This window comes from Collinsella sp. LCP19S3_C9 (assembly GCF_052121575.1).
In the GTDB taxonomy this organism is placed as follows: Bacteria; Actinomycetota; Coriobacteriia; order Coriobacteriales; family Coriobacteriaceae; genus Collinsella.
In genome coordinates this window covers 1-1299 of sequence record NZ_JBQKDZ010000034.1, presented here as the reverse complement: position 1 = coordinate 1299, position 1299 = coordinate 1, and the positions used below count along the sequence as shown (strand labels likewise).

General features: G+C 64.3%; 1 rRNA gene. It reads left to right on the top strand.

The window, feature by feature from the left end:
* Nucleotides 1-76: 76 nt before the first annotated feature.
* A 16S ribosomal RNA gene (locus tag ACTQXI_RS08855) occupies nt 77-1299 on the top strand; the annotation flags it as partial.

The window sequence follows — 1299 nt, the reverse complement described above, 5'->3', positions numbered from 1 at the left end:
ACAGAACCATATGAATCGAACGGAACCGATCAGCGATGACTGAGAGGACCGGACGGGCTCGAGGCCCAAACATATTTGGACGGAGAGTTCGATCCTGGCTCAGGATGAACGCTGGCGGCGCGCCTAACACATGCAAGTCGAACGGCACCTATCTTCGGATAGAAGCGAGTGGCGAACGGCTGAGTAACACGTGGAGAACCTGCCCCCTCCCCCGGGATAGCCGCCCGAAAGGACGGGTAATACCGGATACCCCCGGGTGCCGCATGGCGCCCGGGCTAAAGCCCCGACGGGAGGGGATGGCTCCGCGGCCCATCAGGTAGACGGCGGGGTGACGGCCCACCGTGCCGACAACGGGTAGCCGGGTTGAGAGACCGACCGGCCAGATTGGGACTGAGACACGGCCCAGACTCCTACGGGAGGCAGCAGTGGGGAATCTTGCGCAATGGGGGCAACCCTGACGCAGCGACGCCGCGTGCGGGACGGAGGCCTTCGGGTCGTAAACCGCTTTCAGCAGGGAAGAGACGAGACTGTACCTGCAGAAGAAGCCCCGGCTAACTACGTGCCAGCAGCCGCGGTAATACGTAGGGGGCGAGCGTTATCCGGATTCATTGGGCGTAAAGCGCGCGTAGGCGGCCCGGCAGGCCGGGGGTCGAAGCGGGGGGCTCAACCCCCCGAAGCCCCCGGAACCTCCGCGGCTTGGGTCCGGTAGGGGAGGGTGGAACACCCGGTGTAGCGGTGGAATGCGCAGATATCGGGTGGAACACCGGTGGCGAAGGCGGCCCTCTGGGCCGAGACCGACGCTGAGGCGCGAAAGCTGGGGGAGCGAACAGGATTAGATACCCTGGTAGTCCCAGCCGTAAACGATGGACGCTAGGTGTGGGGGGACGATCCCCCCGTGCCGCAGCCAACGCATTAAGCGTCCCGCCTGGGGAGTACGGCCGCAAGGCTAAAACTCAAAGGAATTGACGGGGGCCCGCACAAGCAGCGGAGCATGTGGCTTAATTCGAAGCAACGCGAAGAACCTTACCAGGGCTTGACATATGGGTGAAGCGGGGGAGACCCCGTGGCCGAGAGGAGCCCATACAGGTGGTGCATGGCTGTCGTCAGCTCGTGTCGTGAGATGTTGGGTTAAGTCCCGCAACGAGCGCAACCCCCGCCGCGTGTTGCCATCGGGTGATGCCGGGAACCCACGCGGGACCGCCGCCGTCAAGGCGGAGGAGGGCGGGGACGACGTCAAGTCATCATGCCCCTTATGCCCTGGGCTGCACACGTGCTACAATGGCCGGTACAGAGGGATGC